Origin of the sequence: Spirosoma sp. KCTC 42546 (assembly GCF_006965485.1) — a bacterium.
Taxonomy (GTDB): Bacteria; Bacteroidota; Bacteroidia; order Cytophagales; family Spirosomataceae; genus Spirosoma.
This window is the reverse complement of sequence record NZ_CP041360.1, coordinates 5,435,675-5,457,307: the sequence shown is the minus strand read 5'-3', so window position 1 is coordinate 5,457,307 and position 21,633 is coordinate 5,435,675. Positions and strand designations below refer to the sequence as shown.

The 21,633-nt window shown below is 49.1% G+C and carries 10 protein-coding genes; 2 read left to right on the top strand and 8 right to left on the bottom strand.

All coding sequences use genetic code 11. From position 1 onward, the window contains the following. Positions 1 to 5 precede the first annotated feature (5 nt). Together EXU85_RS22400 and EXU85_RS22395 are read right to left on the bottom strand one after the other, a co-directional pair. Positions 6 to 3,860, bottom strand: a complete 3,855-nt coding sequence (locus EXU85_RS22400) for a hydantoinase B/oxoprolinase family protein (protein WP_142774224.1) — start codon at positions 3,858 to 3,860, stop codon at positions 6 to 8. Positions 3,861 to 3,863: 3 nt separating this feature from the next. After that, on the bottom strand, positions 3,864 to 4,616 hold the full coding sequence (locus EXU85_RS22395) for a DeoR/GlpR family DNA-binding transcription regulator (RefSeq protein ID WP_142774223.1): 753 nt from the start codon (positions 4,614 to 4,616) through the stop codon (positions 3,864 to 3,866). Positions 4,617 to 4,671: 55 nt separating this feature from the next. Here EXU85_RS22395 and nudK point away from each other — a divergent pair, with 55 nt between their 5' ends. After that, entirely contained in the window at positions 4,672 to 5,253 is a 582-nt protein-coding gene (gene nudK / locus EXU85_RS22390; RefSeq protein WP_142774222.1) for a GDP-mannose pyrophosphatase NudK, read from the top strand. Between the two features lie 107 nt (positions 5,254 to 5,360). On the opposite strand, the gene EXU85_RS22385 is transcribed toward nudK, so the two are convergent. The 5 genes from EXU85_RS22385 to EXU85_RS22365 all read right to left on the bottom strand — a co-directional run bounded on the left by EXU85_RS22385 (position 5,361) and on the right by EXU85_RS22365 (position 17,139). Further along, positions 5,361 to 5,897 carry a transposase gene (locus EXU85_RS22385; protein ID WP_142774221.1) on the bottom strand — a complete coding sequence of 179 codons (537 nt, stop codon included), beginning with the start codon at positions 5,895 to 5,897 and terminating at the stop codon, positions 5,361 to 5,363. 251 nt (positions 5,898 to 6,148) lie between these two features. Further along, positions 6,149 to 8,704: a PIG-L family deacetylase gene (locus tag EXU85_RS22380; RefSeq protein ID WP_142774220.1), complete on the bottom strand. Its 2,556-nt coding sequence runs from the start codon at positions 8,702 to 8,704 to the stop codon at positions 6,149 to 6,151. 108 nt (positions 8,705 to 8,812) lie between these two features. Next, positions 8,813 to 10,243: a SusD/RagB family nutrient-binding outer membrane lipoprotein gene (locus EXU85_RS22375; protein ID WP_142774219.1), complete on the bottom strand. Its 1,431-nt coding sequence runs from the start codon at positions 10,241 to 10,243 to the stop codon at positions 8,813 to 8,815. 49 nt (positions 10,244 to 10,292) lie between these two features. Further along, on the bottom strand, positions 10,293 to 13,580 hold the full coding sequence (locus EXU85_RS22370) for a SusC/RagA family TonB-linked outer membrane protein (protein ID WP_246859198.1): 3,288 nt from the start codon (positions 13,578 to 13,580) through the stop codon (positions 10,293 to 10,295). 541 nt (positions 13,581 to 14,121) lie between these two features. Then, on the bottom strand, positions 14,122 to 17,139 hold the full coding sequence (locus EXU85_RS22365; RefSeq protein ID WP_142774218.1) for a DPP IV N-terminal domain-containing protein: 3,018 nt from the start codon (positions 17,137 to 17,139) through the stop codon (positions 14,122 to 14,124). 244 nt (positions 17,140 to 17,383) lie between these two features. Between EXU85_RS22365 and EXU85_RS22360 the strand changes: the two genes are divergently transcribed. Further along, positions 17,384 to 20,062: a sodium-translocating pyrophosphatase gene (locus tag EXU85_RS22360; protein WP_142774217.1), complete on the top strand. Its 2,679-nt coding sequence runs from the start codon at positions 17,384 to 17,386 to the stop codon at positions 20,060 to 20,062. Between the two features lie 200 nt (positions 20,063 to 20,262). On the opposite strand, the gene EXU85_RS22355 is transcribed toward EXU85_RS22360, so the two are convergent. After that, complete coding sequence (locus EXU85_RS22355; RefSeq protein ID WP_142774216.1) at positions 20,263 to 21,561, bottom strand: MFS transporter; 1,299 nt, start codon at positions 21,559 to 21,561, stop codon at positions 20,263 to 20,265. Positions 21,562 to 21,633 lie beyond the last annotated feature (72 nt).

Here is a 21,633-nt window from a genome sequence, read left to right as displayed (position 1 = left end):
CAAGTTCATGCATTCAGCAGACTGCCCGCGCCCCCACCGCCCGGTGTCTCAATCCGAATTCGCTCGCCAGTCTGCATGGCCCGTGTAAAAATACCCGACAGCGCTTCTTCATAGCCGTCAACTGAAATCAGGATTTGACGGCCCGGTACCCCCGGATCACCCCCATGTAAGCCATACGGAGTTACTACACGATGCTGACTCAGGAGCGTTGCCTGAACCGGTTCCAGAAACTCAATTTCACGGATGATCCCATCGCCCCCGCACCACTGACCTGCCCCGCCAGAGCCTGTGCGAATGGCGAACTGATGAAGGCGTACGGGATAGCGCCGTTCGAACTCTTCGGGATCGGTGAGTTTGGTGTTGGTCATGTGTTGGTGTACCGCCGAGCGGCCATCTGCACCTTCAGTAGCGCCCGAACCTCCGCCAATGGTTTCGTAATAACCGAATTTACTATTTCCGAACAGGAAGTTATTCATAGTCCCCTGACTGCAGGCAGCCAGTCCAAGCGCCTTCAGCAAGGTATCGACCAGCCGTTGGCTAACTTCTGTATTACCACCCACTACGGCCGGACACCGCGTTGGGTCATCTGGAAAAATTGGATTTAGAAATGACGCATCGGGCAGAACCAGGTCGACGGGTGCCATTAGTCCCTCGTTCAGCGGGATATCGCGACCACACCAGAGCCGTAAAACATATAAGACTGCACTGTAGAGAATAGAAATGTTAGCGTTGAGATTGTTCGGGTGAACACCTGATGTTCCGGTAAAATCGAACCGAATCCGTTGGTTGGTTGAGTCGCCCGCGCTAGCTCCATCGCCAGAGATTTGGATGGTTAAGCGAATCCAATGGCCATCATCCAGGCTTTCTTCGGCTTTATATACCTGTCCGGCTAATGGTTTCAGAATGGCCAAAATCGCATCGGTTGCTGATTGCTGCAACCGTTTCATATAATGCTGCACCGTTGGCAACCCATACTGCCGAACGAGTTGACGAAGGGCTATCTCACCGGCTTTCAATGATGCCAGAGCGGCTTCAATATCGGCTCTGTTTTCCGTTAGGGCACGAGTTGGATAGGGGGCGTCCGTAAATCGGTTGGCCAGTGTATCCTCCCACAAAAACTGCCCATTTTTTACGACGTACATGGGCTCCAACACCACGCCTTCTTCCACCAGCGATACGGCATCGGGCGGCATTGAACCCGGAACTTTACCGCCAATTTCGGCATGGTGTGCCCGGTTAATGACGTAGCCAATCAACTCATTCTGGTCCGTGAAAACACCACTCAGTAGTGTCACATCGGGAAGGTGAGAACCACCATATTTCGGGTGGTTTGTTATGATAACATCGCCCGGTTCGAGGGTGGGTAAGGCCGCCAGCGTTAGACGGGCACAAACGCCTAAACTGCCCAGATGAACCGGAATGTGTGGCGCATTGGCCACCAGTTCGGCATTGGCATCGAGTAAGGCGCAGGAGAAATCGAGACGCTCCTTCACATTGACCGAGAATGCTGTACGCTGTAATTGAGCGCCCATTTCTTCGGCAATGGCCCGGAACCGCTGGGTGAAGAGTTCGAGTTGGATAACCTCGTTCGACTCAACCTCGGCTTCTTCTTCAATGTCGGCAATGTAATCGACAAGGACGTTTTTGTTGGCCTTAACAATGAGTCGCCAGCCGGGTTCGATGAAGGCTGAGGAAGTCGTGTTCAGCAACAGGGCTGGCCCGCGAAAGGTGTCGCCTTCCTGTAACTGGGTCCAATCGTAAGCGGGGTAGGTGTCTGTTTGGAAAGTTGGTGCCACATGATGATGACTGCCCGGCGAACTAGCCACTGGATTTTCGTTGCTTACTGTACTAACAATCACACGGATACTTTCTACTTCGATAGGGCGATTTGCAGGAAAATGGCCGTAAAGTTTTTGATATTCTTGCTTAAAGAGATCAGCCATTTTGGCTGTAGTATATACGTCAGTATCCCAAAACCAATCGTCGAGAAGTTCGAACTCTATAGTTTGTTCCTGTCCTGCTAAACGTAAATACAATAGATAACGGTAATTGACCTCACCTAATCCATTGGGTATATCTTCAATTAATTTTTGCCACGCTTCATGAGATACTTCATCAATCCAATCTTCAAGTTTGCCATAAATATCATCCATCAGTAGAAGGACTGATCGTGTTGCAATGCGTTCAATTTGCGCCTGTCCTATTCCATACGCGCTGAGCAAACCTCCATCAAAGGGCAGAATCAATTGTTCCATACCCAACAATCGGGCAATGGCACAACCGTGAAGCCCACCGGCTCCTCCAAAAACAAGTAAGCCATAGTCTTTCGGATCGAAGCCGCGCGCTACTGAAATCTTGCGGATAGCCCCGGCCATTGTTTCGTTGGCAATCCGCTCGAAACCGCGCAGTACGGTTAACGGATCTGGTCGGTTACCGGTTTTTGCTTCAATTTGCTGGATAACTTCCTGCAAAGCAGCCTGCGCTTTCTCTGGAAATACGGGAATACCGAACTGCTTTGGATGAAGTTTCCCCAGCAACAGGTTCACATCCGTAATAGCCAGCAGAAGTGGTTGACCTGCTACGGAGGCACCATAACAAGCTGGACCAGGTGTAGCCCCGGCACTTTGTGGGCCAACGCGTAGTTGACCAGACGTGGCACCGTGCCCCTCGAACCAGCATACCGAGCCACCCCCAGCCGCTACGGTTTCAATGGCTAATGAAGGCAGTTGTAAATCGAAAGGCCCAATTTTGGTGCTAAACCGGTAATCGACTCCGCCTTGAATCCGGGCAACATCGGTACTGGTACCACCCATGTCGAGCGTTAACACCGGCCGATTATTGGCAATGGCTGCCGCGCCAATAACACCACCTGCCGGACCACTCAATAGACTGTCTTTTGGCTGGAAAAGATCAGCCCGAACCAACCCGCCCGAACTGGTCATGATTCGAACAGGACTACCACCCAGTTGCTGCTGAACATTGTCCAGATAGGAGCGCATAACCGGCGTCAGATACGCATCGACAATGGCTGTTTGTGTACGGGACACGTACTGGGGAGTTACCGAAACAGTAGTTGACCGGGTTATATAGGCAAAACCGGCAGCCGTCAGAGCTTCCTGAAGCTGCTGTTCATGAACCGGGTTTCGGTAGGCATTCAGGAAGGATATGGCAATTGCATCTGGCTGAATTTTACGAACTTGTTCAACCAGTTCGGTAATGGTTTGATTGGATAAGGGCGTCAGAACCTGACCATCGGCAGCTATACGCTCCTCTACTTCCAGCACTGAATCATAGAGTACGTCGGCGGGAGGAATGGCTAGCTGAAATAGGTCGGGGCGTTGTTGCGTCCCAATTTTGAGCAGGTCTTTAAATCCGTTTGTCACGAGCAAAGCTACACGCCCACCTTTGCGTTCGAGCAAGGCATTGGTGCCTTTTGTTGTTCCTAATCGCATTTCCAGGTGCGGAAATGGCTGTTTAAGCGGTGTTTGAGTTAAGAGCCGGGCCGCCAGAACAGGGGCTTCTTCACCAGTAAAGAGTTCAATGGTCAGTAGCCTGGACGGCCACGTCCGGGGAGTAAAGAGTTGGGTTTCCACCCGGACATGGCCGTCCAGGCTACGAAATTCCAGGCTCCCATCAATTGTTAACGACTCTATTGTGAATACTTCATTTGTTTCGATGACACGGAGCTGATACCCATCAAAAATAGGAGCAGTCAGCCAAGGTGCTACGAGCTTTCCATCGATTAACTGTCCGCGCAGGCGGCTACTGCTTAGCACTTTGGTTCGGTGTAGATTTCCGATTGGGTCAAGGGCGAGACCGTCGGTGAAGGTGCCACCTGTGTCAATCCAGATTTGGTACATGGGCTAATTAATCAGGGTAATTCCTGCTTGCCGATACGCTGCGACCGTATCAGGGTTTGCTTCTGTGTCGGTGATGAGTACATCAAACAGGCTTAATGGCGCAAAATAGAGGTATTTGTTGGTTTCTAATTTCGAGGAATCGCAGAGTAGATAAACTTTTTCGGTTTGCCGCGCCATTGTTGTTGCGGTACTGGCTTCTTTTTCACTGTTGGCGCTTAGTCCATTCGCCAGCGAAATACCATCGACCCCAATGAACGCCCGGTTGGCGCGATAGCGGGCCATGTGTTCTTTGGCGATGAGCCCATGCACAGCCTGACGCTCTTTGTCTACTTCGCCCCCTACTAAATTGATGGTCACTTCCGAGTCCATCAGTTCGGCTACGACAGGTAACGAATTCGTGACAACCGTAATTCGCTTGTTTCGGATGAACTGACAAAGTCGAAATACGGTACTGCCACAATCCATGAAAATGACATCGCCTTCCTGAATCTCCTGGGCCGCCAACTGGCAGATATAATCTTTCCGTTCGGCGTTAACGGCAGTTTTATTGGCAAAGCGGTGTTTATCAGTTGCCAGGCTCACTTTCATGGCTCCACCCCGCGTTCGATACAGTAATCCCGAAGCCGATAACTGTGCCAAATCACGCCGAACGGTCATCTCCGATGTTTGCAGTAGTTCGGCTAATTCGGGTACTTCAATTGAGCCCCGTTCCTCGACCGTTTGTACAATAAGTTGCTTGCGCTGTTGGAAATTCATGACTGATTGAGTTCTTTTGTTCAAAAATAAACAAAATCGAACAAATTTAAACAATATGACTTCTGAACGTGTGCAACTAACGGAGGAAAAACTACTCTCCGACAACTGGTACATTCTGAAACGATTCACGTTCAACTACCTGGGCAGGAACGGCCAGTGGACTACGCAACAACGTGAAGCGTACGACCGGGGCAACGGAGCTACGATTCTGCTCCATAATCCGGAAGCCGATACGGTCATTTTAACCCGCCAGTTTCGGTTACCAACCTTTGTTAATGGGAATGAGTCCGGGATGCTCATCGAAGCCTGTGCTGGCCTGCTTGATAACGACCATCCAGATGATGCAATCCGGCGAGAAATGGAAGAAGAGACCGGTTATCGGATTCAGTCGGTCGAGAAAATTATGGAAGCGTACATGAGTCCAGGTTCGGTGACGGAGAAGCTATTTTTCTACCTTGCACACTACACCGCCGATACGGAACGGAATGCTGGGGGCGGCATTGATGAAGAAGAAATTGAGATTCTGGAGCTACCTGTTAGTCAGGCCATGAACATGATCAGAAGTGGTGAAATTAGGGATGGTAAGACGATTATGTTATTGCAGTATTTGCGGTTGCAGCAGCTGAATGAAAATTAGTGGTTAGCCGGGTGACACTGGATTGACAACTTGCTGTGATGTCAGGTTCTTCAACCCGACACCACGTTACGCTAACTACACCATGTTGCGCCAATTTACGTAAAAGCTTAGAACACATCCCGATAATGCATTAATTGCGATTTCCCTCGCTTGCCTTCATAGAAAGCTGCACTGGAATATGGGTAATCAACGGGATTCGTTACTAAACCGGCTCGGACAGGATTCGTATGGATATACCCAATTTTGGTTTCACACACATCGCGTGAGTAGAGGTACACATCGTCGTACCGATCCTCCCAGATTTTAAAACGTTGTGAACGATGCTCAAAAACAATGTGCGGTAATTGTTTTGCTTGTTGAGCTTGGATATACTCTCTTAACTTGAGTGATGTGAATTTCTTGAAGTCCCGCATGTACTCAATCAGACGAGTTTCTGCTTGGAAAAAAATGATGAAGTGGATGTGATTGTTCATCAATACATAAGCAAGAAGTTTTGCCTTGTATTTTTCGTTATAGAATCGGAAACTATCGAATAGGATGGTAAAGCACGTTGCATCAAAAAGGAGAGGTAAGTGCTGATAGCAGGTTGTTGTAATGAAAAAGCAACGTTCTTCAGTTAGTAAGGTACGATTACGGAGGCCCATTGGAACTGATTTTGGCTAGTACGTTCCCTAGGACGAGTTGGAAGGCTCGACGCCACATTTGTTGCGGAGATGTTCGCGGTGTCTGTGTGGTGTCGAGTTCTTCAACCTGACACAGCGAGGTTTCTCAAAACCTCGTGATCGCTAAGCATACCGTTCGGTTTTGAGAAACCTCACCGCGTCGGGTTGAAGAACCCGACGCCACGCAGACACTAAAAGGAGCCACCGACATCACGCCGATGATATGGGGAATACTACTTCTTGCTCTGAGAACCAGACACGGAGGCTGCATTGTTGCTTCCAACAGAGATCATATTGGCGAACAGACGATACGCCCCTGGTACGCCCGCAGGTAGCTCCCGGAAGAAGACCAGCCCCGTGTACATGAAGTGCCCCTTGCCGTATTTGGCGTAGAGCAGGCTGCCCTGTTTAGGAGCTTCGTTCTGATCGTTGGCCGAGAAAATAGGTTCGTAGGCCTTATCCCAATCCTGTCCGAAATAAATACCGCGCTCCTGAATCCAACCCGAAAAATCGGCTTCGGTGATTTTGTTGGGAAAGTTGAGTAGGGAATGCTGCGGATTGATAAACGTCATGGGCGCGTCTTCTTCCGTTACCCGCTCATTTACCACTTTAAATGGATAAGGGCCAAGTTGGGGTAGGGGAGCCTCATTGCGGAAAAACGAGTTGACGGGCGTAACATACTGCACAATCATCGTTCCCCCGTTTTTAACGTAGTCCATCAGCTTCGGTTGAGCGCGTGCCATCCAGCTATTGGTATTATAAGCCCGAACGCCTACTACAATGGCATCATAACCGGCCAAATTGCCGATCAAATCATTGGGGCCAAGCAACGTAACGCGGCAACCCATTTGTTGCAACGCGGCTGGTACTTCATCGCCCGCGCCAACGATGTAGCCGATATTTTTCGCGGTTACCTTCACATCCAGCTTAACCAATTTGGCCGAGGCAGGAGGAAATAGTGTTTGGGTTGGAATGTGTTTGTAGGCAACCAGGCGTAAGCCCGTTGTAAAGGTGCCAGTAGCCGTCGTCATGACAGCCTGTAATTTGCCGTCTTTGGCCTGAGCCGTTGGCGAAAGACTGAACGTTACGCGTTGTTCATCACCTTTATTCGTCAATGAAAAAGGCGCAGATGCAGGTTCAACACGCCAGCCCGCCGGAACATCCAGCTTCAACGTTCCCGATTGATTAGCCTGACCCGCTTTTAAGACGATTTCTGCCGTTTTAGGCGTGTTATCGGCGAAGACGTACACGCGTTCGGTGAGGTTGGCCGTTACCGCGGGTTGAATAATGAACGGACGATAAATTTCACCATCGACCGGATCGGTTGATTTGTAAACGACGGGACGGCTATACGTAAATGACTGTCCGCCAATCTCGAAGGTATAACTAGCCGTCACTGCTGCTGGATTTTCAGGGAGGCCGATCAGTTGCTGATTATCGACCTGAAACAGACCTTTATCAATCGGTTTTTCGAGCCAGTAGGGTTGCGAAATCGCCTGGGTTTTCGGGATGGTCAGCGTTGTTGGGAACAGGATGACATCATTCGGTTTGAGTGCCAGATTGAGCGTCGTATCCTTACCAGTTGAATAATGAATGCTCTGCAATTTCACCGGCGCATCGACCCGGCTGACAATGTTGGTTGAGATCTTAATGGTTTCGCCGGGCGTGGCCGCATAGTCGGCGGGGTTGGTTTCAAACCATAGGCCCAGGCATTGTTGAAGAAGCGTTTGTACTTCCTGGCGTTTGGCTTTTACGTAAATATTGGTCGTATCCAGTTTGCTGATCGCTCCATAAAGTTGTACCAAAGCTGGCACTGAAGCGGCAGGTTGGTCGGGGCGGAAGCTGGCAATCGTTTGTGTGACCAACGCTTGTACGGCATCGCTGTTTTTCATCCGTTTCCAGCTTAAGTCGACGCCCTCAAGCGGGTCTTTTTCAACAGGGTTACCACCCTTCAAAAGGAAGTAGTCAATTTTGGCACCCCGGTTAGGCGCTACACCAAATCCCTGACTTTTATGCTGACTGCGGCTTTCAGACGCAATCTCTCCGTATGATTTGCCCAGCAGTGGATTGTACAAACCCGTTTCAACACCGACCAGATTGCCCGCTTCGTCGGGTTTTTTGTTGCTCAGGAAAGCCCCCGGAATGAACATATTCCAGAAAATGCGTTTGGCCTGCCAGGGTTTGACAAAGGCTAATTGTTCCGGAAATTTCGTAGGATCGTTTGAGATTTTAAAGGCTTCTTCGGCCAGAAAACCCGATGCGCTATGGTGTCCGTGACCAGCGCGGGCATCTGGCGGGAAGCGGGTAATAATCACATCGGGTTGGTACTTCCGAATCATCCAGACAACATCGGCCAGCACTTTATCCTGTCCCCAGGTGCGCACGGCTTCATTCGTCGATTTGGAGAAACCAAAGTCATACGCCCGGCTAAAAAACTGATCGGGACCATCGACACGTCGGGCTGCCAAAAGCTCCTGCGTACGGATAACGCCAATATTTTCGCCCTGCTCCGGTCCAATCAGATTTTGGCCACCATCCCCCCGCGTGAGCGAGAGATAACCCGTACGAACCAGTCGATCTTTGGCCAGGTAAGCCAGGAGCAGGGTATTTTCATCATCAGGGTGGGCAGCTACGTATAAGACAGAGCCCAGGACGTTCAATTTTTTGAGGTTCGACAGAATTTCGCCGGGGGCAGTGGGCTTGATAGGGCCGTAGGGAACCTGAGCGCATAAAGCGGAACTGAGTGAAAGAGCGAGTAGTAAAGCGGGCAGGCGTTTTCTAAGCGACACGGGCTGAAAAGATTATTGATGGATTTTACAAATTTACAACGAAAGCACAAGAAAAGGCTACCTCAGAAAGGTAGCCTTTTAACTGGTGTTGCCTAACAACTAAACGTATTATTGGAAGATTGTCAGTTTTGTGAACTGATCCGGGACCGGCTTAGGCACATTCGGATTGGTGTTTACTTCACTTTGTGGATAAATGTACCGTGCTGGTTTCTGGGTACCCGTATAAAGGGGAATTGGTAATTGAACGACAGGCGTGGCTTTTGCCAATCTACGTACATCATTGAACGCTTCATATTGCATCAGGAAAGTAATGTATCGCTCCGCAATGATCTCATACAATAAGGCTGTTTGAACAGTGGCTAGTTTGGTTGGATTTGCCAGGCCAGTTGCGCTAAAATCATCGAGTGTATACGCATCATATTTACGGCCGGTAGCCGGGATAGTTTTGCCATCGAAATAGCCGCTTGCCAACCCACTTCTAACGGTATTCAGCGCGGCTAAGGCTTTTGCATTATCACCTAGTCTTGCCTGCGCTTCGGCGATAATTAGCTGGTTTTCATAGTAGGTCAGAATAGGATGTGGAGCATCTGCGGTATAGGCCCCATCGACTACGTTCGGATCCAGCGCACCCGTGGCCGTAATGCCCACTTTGATGATGTGATTGTACAGCGCAGTTTCATCGGTTTTTGTATTGGTAGAACCACTTCGAGCTTTCAACAAGGTAGGTGTATAGGAACCATCGAAGCCCGTATCGCCTGGGCGGTTGAGCTTGAAAAAGCCATAGTTCAGGTTTACATCAGTGCCTTGGCTGGTACCGTGCGGAATGAGTGCGTCGCCAGCAGTACTGCTAATGCCTGAAGCGGCACTGGCAACTGCATTCGTGTAATCGCCCAGGTGGAGATAAAGACGGGCTTTCATTGTATAGGCAGCCGCTTTCCATTTACTTACATTACCCTTATAGATGAAGTCCTGGGCAGCAAACGATAAGCCAGCGGTTGCTGACAGATTTTGAATGGCATTATCGAGAACGGTTTGCAAAGCGTTATATACATCGGCCTGTTTATCAAATACTGGTGTTGGGTATTTAACATCATCAAAAGCCTGGCTGTAGGGAACGTCGCCGTATAAGTCCGTTGCTTTCGCAATCAACAAGGCTTCCAGTACCTGCCCAACGCCTTTTGTCCATTTATCGCCTACCGCATCGGCTTTTGTCTGAATAAGACGCGTTTGGCTGGCAATTGGATAGAGCGGGTCCCAGGAGAAATTTTGTGCCGAAACAATATAGTCGGCATAGCCCTGATGCTGACGGCTAAGGCCGTTCAGAGCACCTGCCCAAATGGCCGAAATTCGGACATCGGTATCTTCATGTAGCAACGCTACGCCCACCAATGTTCCAGAAAGAAGCGTAGCCACATCCACATCCGTAACCGCGTTGGGGTTACTTTGAATGTTGGGTTCGTTAAACAACTCCTTGCAACTACTTAGTAGCGTTATCGCTAGCAAGGACATCACAACTTTATGTGAAAATGATTTTTTCATGTTTTGAATAAGTTTATGTTCCCGGAACGGAGGTTCTCCAGATGACGTCTTAGTACGTGATTTTCAGCGAAAACAAGAGTGATTTCGTGTTCGGGTTCGTAAACCAGTCCTGTCCACGAGATAGACCAGCCCCCGTAATGTTCACCTCTGGGTCAGTTCCTGTGTACTTTGTCCATAAAACGAGGTTACGACCGGTAAGGCTAAAATCGACCGATGATAGGTGCGTTGCCCGACGGAATTTTTCGCTGCGGAGGCTATAGGATAAAGTTATTTCGCGCAAGCGGGATACGCTGCCATCCTCAATAAACTGTTTGTAGGAGGCTGAGTTGAAGGAGGTGCCACGACCCTGATACCAGGCTTGGTTTAAGGCAACTAGTCCAGCACCAAAATCCTTAATCTCTCCCTGGAATTTTGTGCCAGCAGCAAGCAGGTTGCCGTTTACATCTTTAATGCCGCCCGTAGGCACTACTGCCGTATTACCCTGATCGGCATGAACACCGAATGTGTAGAGCGCACCCCGTGTACCGTTATAGAAATCATTGCCTGCCACCCGATCAAATAATAGATAGAGCGAGAGCCCTTTGTAGGAGAACGTGCTACCTAAACCACCCCGCCATTTAGGGTTCGGATTACCAATAATTTCGTTGTCTGTTCCACCCTGAGGAAAACCGTTGGCATCGAGCTTGTATTTACCTGATTCATCTTTCAGGAAGTCAGTTGAGTAAAATACGCCAAAAGGCTGACCAGCAATCAGAGAGGCATTCTCCTGGTAGCTATCAGGCAGTGTTTGCGAGTCGGCTCCGGCCAGCGAAACAACCTTGTTGCGGTTTGTTGAGAAGTTAGCGGCCAGATTCCACTTGAAAGCGCCAACGGTAAGCACATCGCCACTAGCTTCCAGTTCTATGCCTTTGTTAGAAATTTCGGCGGCATTGATATTACGAACGGAGTAACCCGTTTCGACTGGTACGTTCAGCGACAGAATTACGTCTTTGGTGTTGTTTGAATAAGCGGTACCTGAAAAACTGATCCGGTTATTGAGGAAGCGTAAATCAACGCCAACTTCTGATTCGGTTTTCCGTTCAGGACGCAGAAAATCGTTACCAGCGGTTGAGCTACGGGTGTAACCACCGGCATATAATGAGCTGGCTGATGCCAAACTACCCGCATAGCCATCACTATAACTTGCTGGCGAGAAGGTGGTGAAGTTCTGATAGGGCTGTGGCTGAATACCCACTTGTCCCCAGGTCAGGCGTAATTTACCAAAGCTCAGAACAGGGTTGCTTTCCAGCTCACTCAGCTTCGTGAACTGCCAGGCTAAAGCTGCGGATGGGAAAAAGAAACTGCTGTTTGTTTTGGAGCCGAAAGTTGACGCACTTTCGTTACGACCTGTCAGCGTCAGAAACAGCATGTTATATGCCTGTACTTCTGCCTGGGCGTAATACGCATAGGTACGAATCAGCGAATTGTAGTTGCTGGCCGAAAGGTTCGAGTTCAGTGCGTTTGTCAGAATATCGGGCGCACCAGGTACAATCAAATTCGTGATGGCGTCGGATAAGGTGGTTTTACGGCGGCTATTGTAATTAACGCCAATCAGAAACGATCCACCGAAGTTATTACTGAACGTTTTGTTTGCGTTTGCAAAAACGTCGGTGTTAAACTGTTTTTCCTGAATCCAGTTTTTGGATAAAAACCCACCCAGATAGGAACCTGAGTTACGCGCAAACCGCTCCAGACGATTATCGATAAAATTATCGATACCCGTACGGCCTGTAATGCTTAACCACGAAACAGGGGTAATATTCAATTCGACGTTCCCCATAATGCGGTCGACATCGGTTGTGTTTTTGTTATTATTGATGTTCCAGATTGGGTTAGAGTAGATGGTACTCTGATCCTTGCCGAGTGGGTTTCGGAACGAAACGTGGGTGTTGTTAAAGACTGCTCCTGTTGGATCAGTATAGGTTCCGGTATAATAGTCATTATTGTAATCGCCCGGTGTACGCATGGCATCGAGCAGAATACCGTCGAGGTTATCACCTTGTTGCACGCGCGACGAATAGGTTTTGGTGTAACCAACATTGGCCGATGCCCGGAACCATTCGGTAAATTGACTGGCTACGTTCACCCGAGCCGTATTCCGTTGGTAATTGCTGAATGCCTTTACAACCCCTTCCTGATTCAGATTCGAGTAGCTGATCATGAAATTTGACCGTGCATTTCCTCCGCTGATATTAATGCTGTTATCAACAAAGTGGCCCGTTCTGAATGGGTCTTTTGCGTGGTCGTAGGTGTCCTTTGAGTTTTTACCACCGTGTGGATTTGCCGCGGTACCACCCGCAATGGCATACCGCTTGGTACCGTCCGGGAATGTAGCATATCCCTGATAGCCAGCAGCGGTAGGGTCGGTTATATACGTGTCCGCCCCGCCGGTTCGGTCGGAAATCAGATCACCAAAGGTTGTTCTGTTTCCCTGTGCATAAAGCCCACCTGTTCCCTGGCCATAGCTGGTTTGCAACTGGTGCATTTTATTGACTTCATCGAACGAAACCGTCGATTTGAAGGTAATATTGACCTTGCCTTTTGAGTCTTTTCCTTTCTTGGTCGTAATAACGATAACCCCGTTGGCCGCCCGCGTTCCCCACAAAGCCGCAGCCGAAGCACCTTTTAGCACTTCCATGCTCTCAATATCTTCGGGGTTCACGTCGTTGATACGAGACTGTTGTACGATACCATTACCGGCTGCAGTACCTGTGTTATCGCTGGAGTTACTAACCGGAATCCCGTCAATAATAAAGAGTGGCTGGGCGTTACCGTTAATGGTATTCTGACCACGAATTTGAATATAAGCACCTGCGCCTGGGTCGCCCCCGTTACGCGTGATGATCACCCCGGAAGCTTTACCACTCAATCCAGTCAATAGACTGGTTTCTCCTGATTTGGCAATACTTTTCCCTTCTACAGTTGACACAGATGAGGCAAACTTATCCCGCTCTTCCTTAATACCGAGGGCAGTAATGATGACTTCGGTTAATTGCTTTGTATCGGTTTTTAGCTGAAGATTAACTGTTGACCGGGTACCTATCACTTCTTCAACTGTTTGCATGCCCACCGCCGAAATAACCAGCGTAGTTCCCGATGGTGGTACATTTAACGTATACTCTCCTTTAACGTCTGTAACCGTACCAATAGTTGTCCCTTTTACAACAACCGTTGCACCAGCAAACCCTCCAATTCCTTCATCTGCTGTAATAGTGCCGCTTATCTTTCGGCCCTGTGCCCATGCACAGGAGCAACTTAAGCCTACAAAAAGCAGACTCATTAGTAATGATTTCGTCATAGCTATAGTTTAAGTTAAGAAACGTAATAAGTAATTTGTAAAAGCATAATTAATTGCGTATTTACGAAATATTATTTTAACAAAGTCTATTAATTAGGAATTATATTTTTTATATACAATATTATGCAGAATAATTAATATTTGAGTAAAATTGCTCCTGACCAATATGGTATTTTTACGAGAATTTTAATCTTACTATTAAAAAAGAATTAAAATTAATATCTTGTAAATCAGGCATATATGTTAAAAATTTAATACTTGATAAGTAGTATAATTACCTGTATTTGGTGCTATAAACCCAGGGCAGTTGGACCTGTGTATAATAGGCCAGTCGACAGATGTTTCCATGCGTTCTAGATCGATCACCTTAGGGCACGTTAATTCATAGGGAGAAGTATATTGCCGATACTAAAACTCCCCCGTTGATCTTAACCAACGGGGGAGTTTTAGTATCGGCAGTATGTACATTAAGAATGTCGGTAGTCATTTAGCAATAATTGGCTACCAAATGACAATAGGTGGCTATTAATGGCAACAAATGTTAGGGGCGCGTTAGCAGGCGCTCCAGGGGAAGTACCTCGCCATTTTTGATAACCTGCTCAACATTCATTGCGTCGCGAATGGTAGTCAATGGATCACCAGTAACAATGACCATATCGGCCAGTTTGCCTGGCTCAATGGAGCCTAAATCTTTACTGACTCCCACTGTTTCTGCGGCCCAAATCGTAGCTGAGCGAAGTGCCTGATAAGGCGTTAGGCCCGCATCGACGAATACCTGAAGTTCGGTGTGCAGACTCATGCCATACGGTACAAACGGACTGTCGGTGCCGGTTGTCACATGGGCCCCGGCATCAACCAGGGCCTTCACACCCTTCTGAAGATTGCCAAAATTGCTCAGATAACCGGGACTGAGTTTGGCGTACTGAGCCGATCCGGCCTGGAGGGCATTGGTGAACTCTTCGGAATAAAACGCCTTATACTGCCGATTTTCCAGAAGACCAGGGTCTTTGGAAGTCAATACGGCAAACCCGCCCTGTAGCGAAGCCGTGGGCGTGATGTTCATGCCCGACTTCGCGAGTAGTTGAATGACGTCCTGATAGCTCCGGTTCATGGCTGTAATCTTAGGCGAATACCCACGCCGACTGGTGCCGCCGATGTGTTCAACGGCATCCACATCATAGCGCATGGCGGGGAAAATCTCGTGCGACGATACGGGCATGCCGTGAGCATGGGCGAAGGTTGTGATGCGCTGCTGCATGGCATCGGGCATTCGAACGTAGGTTTTGATCAAATCATAACCCAGCCGAACCGAGCGATTCAACTCCCGATCAAGTTGTTCATCGGAGTTGATGCTGGTAGCGGCTCCATAGTAAATTCGGGTACCATCGGTTAAGCCGCCCGTAAAAAACTGGCGCGGTCCGGGCCGAACACCACTGGCCCATGATTCCTTTCGTTCGAGCGCATCATACGGGTCGGCACCAGGCTCTCGTATAGACGTAATACCAAAGGACAACCATAATCGCCCTAGCTTTTCGCCAACCATCGAATGCTGGTGCGTGTGCATCTCGAATAGACCAGGGATAACCGTCTTCGTTGATGCGTCGACTAATGTGCCGGGACGACCAGCCTGATGGGGTAAAATGGACTTGATGCGATGACCCTCAATCAGGATATCGACATTGGTACGGTAGGTATTCGCCTTGCCATCAAATAATCGGCCAGCATGAACGACTACCTGGCCCGTCGGTTGGCTGATTTGCCAGGTTAGGTCCATTGGGTGTGTGTCAATTCGTCCGTCGGCCAGATGTACTTGCTTGAGTACATGGGTTGCCAGAAAGAGCAGGCTTTTTGAATCGCCGGTCCAGCTAGGTGTATCGGTCTGTTCAGTAGTCAGTTGGCGAGGTTTACCGGTGATGGTTCCATCGGGTTGAACGTCCGTAATCCACAGCAGGCCATCAAGAACATAGGCCATCTTCGTCCCATCCGGCGACCAGACGGGGCCGTTCTGACTCCGTGTAGCCAGGCTATGCCCCGGTGCGGGCGATACGTAACGGTCGTTTTTGCCATCGAAGGAAAGCAATAAGACCTCACTAACGCCCTCGCGGTAGCGCGATGAGTAGGGGTGGAGGGCCGATATGGCAATTGTTTTTCCATCGGCCGACCAGGTGGCCTGGCTGGGTACAAACACCGATTCGTGCAGCTTGCGGGTTTTCGGTACGGTCACGTCAGCTGTGTAGGTTACGTCTGCGGTGTAGAGCGTACTGCGGCCCCAGGCGTTGCGGGGGTCACTTTGGTAGAAGGCAATTTTGCTGCCATCGGGCGACCAGCTCGGGAAGTGCAGATCATCCCCCATATCAACCAGATTCCGATCCTGACCGGTTTTTAAATCCCGAATCCAGATATCCATATTACCATTCCGGTCCGATGTATAAGCTAGCTTCGTGCCATCCGGCGACCAGCTTGGCTCAAGCTCCATCGACTGCCCTTGAGTCAGCCGTTCAGGGGTCTTGGTGCCTTTAGTTAATAACCATAAATCACCCAGCGCGGCAAAGGCGATTTGCTTTCCATCTGGCGAAATGGCCGCTCCTTTAATACCCAGAACTGGTTGAGGTTTTTTGGTATCAAAGTCGTAGGTTTTTCGCTTGTAGGTAGTTTTCGGCAGGTTGATCAGGGCCTGAAAAAGAATGATCTGTGCTGTTGAACTGCCGAGCTTCCGTCGTTTCATGGAGCCGCTACTCGTGTACAGGTACTCATCAGCCGAGAACCAGCTTGTCCGGAATGGGAATACGTCCTCCGCCACTTCGGTGAGCATCTGCGCTTTACCATCTACGAGCGAAACAGCTTCCAAGCCACTCTGCGAATTATTCAGAACGTTGTAAAACAAATGGGAACCATCCGGCTGCCAGGAGGGACCAACCAGTTTACCTTTGGTGGGCGACACTAATTTTTCGGGTTGGCCCGGATTCATTACATAGATGCCCGGCGCAGTGGTTCGATCAGAAACGAACGCAACTTGTTTGCCATCCGGCGAAAACGCTGGGCTGAAATCATTCCCCGAATCGTTGGTGAGTTGGGTAAGTTTCCCATCGGCCAGCGTGAGTTGCCAGATGTCGTAATTGCCGCCACGGTCGGAGGCAAAGACCAGTTGCTTTCCATCAGGCGACCAGTGGGGCTCACGATCATCGTAAATACCCGTCGTTAGCTGCCTGGGCTTTCCGCCTTCTTTCGAAACCGACCAGATATGATAGCGACCATCCCAGAAGGCATGAAATGCAATCTGCTTCCCATCCGGCGACCAACTGGGTTGACGGCAATCCCCGAGCGGGTCCGTTACGGGATGGGCGGTTCCTCCGGTGGCGGGTAAAACCCAGATTGTTCCCTGTAAGTCAATGGCTATACTTTTTTTATCGGGCGAGAGGTCGGCCGCCATATTTGTACCCTCCGTAACCGTAACTCGTAGCGAGTCAATAGAGCCTGCTTTAGATTCGCTTTTAAAAAAAGAGACCACGCAGAATGATATAGCTATGATTAAAGAAATAGGCGAATAAATAGTTTGCATAAGATAAAAAGGTATGATGCTTATTTTGACAAATAGTCAATTTGGAATTTTTTCTTTTGAACCTACGCAGACGACCGTCTACTTCCAAGCATCGTCTTGATTTGTAGACACATAATCGGAAATCTCCTAGAATAACCGAAATAAACCTCAAAAAAAGTCAATCAATTTACCCTCGTGATGGTCGTTATGAAACGGCAAATTCTATCTTTGCGGGCAATCAACTATTTAACCTATACCTATTTCTATGAATTACAGTGTTTATCTGGTCCCCATCCTTGGCATTGTTGGCCTGCTGGTGATGTTTACCAAATTCATGTGGGTTTCCAAGCAGGACGCTGGCGACGCCCGGATGCAGGAAATTGCTGGCTATATTGCCGATGGAGCCATTGCCTTCCTCAAAGCCGAATGGCGTGTGCTGACGTATTTTGGCATTATTGTGGCGCTGCTGCTAGCCTACATGGGCAGCTTAGTGCCGAACTCCAGCCCAATCATCGGAATTTCATTTATTCTAGGCGCATTCCTCTCAGCACTAGCTGGTTATATTGGGATGAATATTGCCACCAAGGCGAACGTTCGTACCGCTCATGCCGCGCGTACGAGCCTGACTAAAGCCCTGGAAGTATCCTTCACGGGCGGCTCTGTTATGGGTATCGGTGTTGCCGGTATTGCTGTACTGGGCTTGGGTAGCCTGTTCATTGTCCTTTATAAACTATATGTTGAGCCAACCGGCGACGTTAACGGTCTGCCAATGGAGAAAGCGCTCGAAGTACTGGCGGGTTTCTCGCTCGGTGCTGAGTCTATTGCCCTGTTTGCCCGCGTAGGCGGTGGTATTTATACAAAAGCTGCCGACGTAGGGGCTGACCTGGTGGGTAAAGTAGAAGCGGGTATTCCGGAAGATGATCCACGTAACCCAGCCACCATTGCCGATAACGTGGGCGATAACGTGGGCGACGTAGCCGGTATGGGTGCCGACTTATTTGGCTCTTATGTAGCGACTATTCTTGCGACTATGGTACTGGGCCGTGAGATTGTTATTCCGGGCGATCCTATCATTGGTCATGCGCCCATCGTGTTGCCAATGGTAATTGCGGGGTTGGGCCTGATCTTCTCGATTATTGCCACCTATCTTGTTCGGGTTAAAGACGACAATGGGAATGTGCAGGCAGCTTTGAACCTGGGTAACTGGGCATCAATTGGCATTACCCTGGTTGCTTCCTATTTTCTGGTCAACGCAATGTTGCCTGCAACTACTATGGAAATCCGGGGTGTTGAATTTACCCGGATGGATGTATTCTTCGCAATCGTAACGGGCCTTGTTGTGGGTGCGCTCATGAGTATCATCACCGAATATTATACGGCCATGGGCCGACGTCCGGTGCTGTCGATTATCCGGCAATCAGCAACTGGTGCCGCTACGAATATCATCGGTGGTTTGTCTGTCGGTATGGAATCGACTGTATTGCCAATTCTGGTGTTGGCGGCTGGTATCTATACATCCTATCACTTTGCCGGTTTGTACGGCGTTGCTATCTCTGCCGCTGGTATGATGGCCACTACGGCTATGCAGTTGGCCATTGATGCCTTCGGACCTATTGCCGATAACGCCGGTGGTATTGCCGAAATGAGTTACCTGCCCGAAGAAGTACGGGGCCGTACCGATATTCTGGATGCGGTAGGTAACACGACTGCTGCCAGTGGTAAAGGGTTTGCCATTGCTTCTGCGGCTTTGACCGCGCTTGCGTTATTTGCAGCTTTTGTGGGCCTATCGGGCATTTCTGCCATCGATATTTACAAGGCCGACGTGCTGGCTGGTTTGTTTGTGGGTGGTATGATTCCGTACATTTTCTCGTCTCTGGCCATTGCGGCTGTGGGTCGGGCAGCTATGGCGATGGTTGAAGAAGTACGTCGCCAGTTCCGGGAAATTCCGGGTATTATGGAAGGAACCGGTAAGCCTGAATACGAAAAGTGCGTAGCTATCTCGACACAGGCTTCTATTCGCGAAATGGTGTTGCCGGGTGCAATTGCCCTGACGGTTCCCGTTATTGTTGGGTTCATTTTTGGTCCTGAAGTGCTCGGTGGTTTACTGGCCGGTGTTACGGTATCGGGTGTGTTGATGGGAATTTTCATGAACAACGCTGGTGGTGCCTGGGACAACGCGAAAAAGTCATTTGAGAAAGGCGTCCTGATCAATGGTGAAATGTTCTACAAAAAATCGGAGCCACACAAAGCATCGGTTACGGGTGATACCGTGGGTGATCCATTTAAAGATACCTCGGGTCCGTCGATGAACATTCTGATCAAACTGATGTCGATCGTTTCGCTCGTTATTGCGCCCTACATCGCTGTTCCCTCAGCCGAAACACCGGGCTATAACAAAGAAGGCAAAGAGGCTGCTGGTACAGAACTTCCACTAGAAGAATCAACTGCTGCCGATAATGACAAAGTGAACACTCCAAATACGGGACTCGGCGAATTTCGCCCTGAAAAATTGACGAGCGGTGTTGAGTTAAACATTCCTGAATTTGGAATCGAAAGTAAACTGCTGGCCTTTATCAAAGGCGACAAGCCTGTTGACAAAACGACCTGGTTTGATTTTGACCGGTTATTATTCCAAACGGGGAGTGCCACGCTGGAGCCTCAGTCGCAGGAGCAGTTGAAAAACATTGCCGAAATCCTGAAGGCGCATCCAGCCGTAAACATCAAGCTGGGTGGCTACACGGATAACACCGGCAATGCCGCCAGTAACCTCAAACTCTCTCAGGATCGTGCCAACTCGGTACGGGTTGAGCTAGAGAAAATGGGCATTGGTAAAGATCGTCTGGAAGCAGAAGGGTACGGGCAGGAGCACCCCGTTGCTTCAAACGACACCGAAGAAGGCCGGGCACAAAATCGCCGGATTTCGGTCCGAGTGACGAAGAAGTAACTGGTTTATAGGATATAGATTTACGAAGAAGGCCGGTTTTATATAAAGCCGGCCTTTTCAATTGTTACTGGTTTACTAATACTGCTTTACGATAGCCTTTTCGTATTACTCCCTGAAGGAGGGCTTTGCTTGACGATTCTCAACTTAAGCCCCCTTCAGGGGGGTAACTGGATGCATCGCACCTATCAGCGCAGTCAGATTCACTCTTCCAGATAATTCAACTCCTTGTCATGTGTTTCCGGTATCGTCAGGATGGCGTAAAAACCAAGGAGGAAGCTGACTAGACCAACAATGGCACCGGCATTAATGACATCCAGTGATGGTTTTAAGGCCTGATAACTCAGGGTCATTGGAATCAGGAAGGCACGCACCATGTTTGGTACGGTGGTAGCAGCCGTAGCGCGGAGATTAGTGCCAAACTGCTCGGCACTGATCGTTACGAACATGGCCCAGTAGCCATTTCCGAAACCCAGACACAAACAAAGGGCATAGAACAGCGGAGCGCTGGTGATACTGAGGTATAAATAAATGAAGCTGAATACAAAGGCAATCCCCATAAAAAGGGCAATTGCTTTTTTACGCGATTTCAGTGCCTGACTGATAAAACCGTTGGATAGATCGCCTATGGCCATCCCAAAGTATAACCACGTAATGGCCAAACCCGGTTGAATTTCGTCGGCTATGCCTAATGCTTTACCAAATTCGTTACTGAACGAAGCTAGAATGCCGGTAATGAACCAGGTCGGGATCCCAATACCAATGCATTTCAGGTAACGCTTGAGCCGATCCATATTTGTAAAGAAGGATAAAAAGTTACCCCGGCTAACGTGTTTTTGCTCAGTTATCTGGGTAAACATCCCGGATTCAACCACCCCAATGCGTAATAGTAATAAACAGAACCCTAAACCACCACCTACGAAAAATGCCGTTTCCCAATCGAAGAGCTTAACGGTAAAATAAGCGACTATGGCCCCTAATACACCAACTGCAGCCACAAGTGAAGTGCCTATTGCTCGTTTTTCTTTAGGGAGAATCTCACTCACGAGTGTAATACCAGCGCCTAATTCACCGGCCAGCCCAATACCCGCCACAAATCGCATCAGCGCATAGTAGGTGACAGGGTCCATAAACGTAATGTGCTTAACAAATCCGCAGGCAATATTGGCAATGGAATAGGTGACTATGCTACCAAACAGCACCGATAGGCGTCCGCGCTTATCGCCAAGGATGCCCCACAAAATTCCGCCCAGTAGTAAACCAGCCATTTGCCAGTTGATAATGCGTCCTCCTACCGTTGAGATCTGGTCCGTAGTAAGCCCCAGATCTTTCAGACTTGGTACGCGAACAATACCAAACAGGAGTAAATCATAAATATCAACGAAGTACCCCAGCGCTGCCACAATGACTGGCAAACCAAATAGGCTAGCCGTAGCCCCGGACCTGTGATTCGGTTGTGCCGAACCGCCAAGTGACTCAGATGAAGCAGTGGAAGTAATCATGTCGAAATAGTGTATTGTTGACGAATAGTTGCCAATAATACAAAGTAGCGAAATAATATTCCGATAAATCGG